At 78.5% G+C, this 738-nt stretch carries 1 protein-coding gene and 1 pseudogene; both read right to left on the bottom strand.

Going from position 1 to position 738, the window contains the following annotated elements; genetic code table 11:
• Nucleotides 1–212, bottom strand: a 212-nt coding sequence (locus GTW08_RS06215; RefSeq protein WP_202416481.1) for a hypothetical protein, incomplete at its 3' end; no start/stop codon positions are given.
• Nucleotides 213–255: 43 nt separating this feature from the next.
• Nucleotides 256–738 (bottom strand): annotated as a pseudogene (locus tag GTW08_RS06210) (hypothetical protein); the annotation flags it as partial.

Here is a 738-nt window from a genome sequence, read left to right as displayed (position 1 = left end):
GGGTCCGCCGGCCCGCCGGCCGCCTCACCGGTCCAGTCCGCATAGGACGGCTGCGGGTCCGCGGTCGCGCGCGGGGGCTCGAGCGGCAGCGGCCCGGGCGCAGGGGTGCGGCGCGCACGCCACACACCCCACAGGACCAGGACCACGAGCACGCCCGCGCCCAGCACCGCCACGAGGGGCAGGACCGGGACCGTGAACGAGCCGAGCTGCATGGGCCCGGACCTTATTGGGGTCCCGGGCCCCGCGCGGGGAACCTCAGCTGCTGCGCGTCCCCGTCGACGGCTGCGCCGCGCCCGTCCGGCCCTTGTCGCCGGTGGCCGCGCCGGAACCGTTGCGGGTCGCGCCGTTGCCCTTCTCGCCACCCTGCGACGACGGCTCGGACGCCGACGACGCACCGTTACGACCGTTCTGACCGTGGCCGGCCTGGCCGGAGCCGTTGCGGGCCCCCTCCGGACCGGGTCGCGCCGGGCCGCGCCCGGCGGCCGGGTTCGCGGTCGTCGGCGGCTCCGCGTCGGCCTTCGTGCTCTCGGCCGAGGTGCCCTTGTCCCCCGCCGGCGGCTTCTGCGAACCATCCGTTGGGGTGTCACCGGAACGGCGGACGGCGCCGACCGCGACCGTGCGCTCGGCGTCGTCGCCGGGCGTCGGACGCGGGTCCTGGCGCGGCACGGCCGACGTCTTCGGCTCCGCCTCGACCGGGCGGGAGTCCGACGCGGGCCGGAACAGCTCGGCGGGCTCGGG

Origin of the sequence: Pseudonocardia sp. SID8383, assembly GCF_009864975.1 — a bacterium.
Classification (GTDB): Bacteria; Actinomycetota; Actinomycetes; order Mycobacteriales; family Pseudonocardiaceae; genus Pseudonocardia; species Pseudonocardia alni.
The sequence above is the reverse complement of the archived record's forward strand: the minus strand, read 5'-3'. Positions and strand labels throughout refer to the sequence as shown.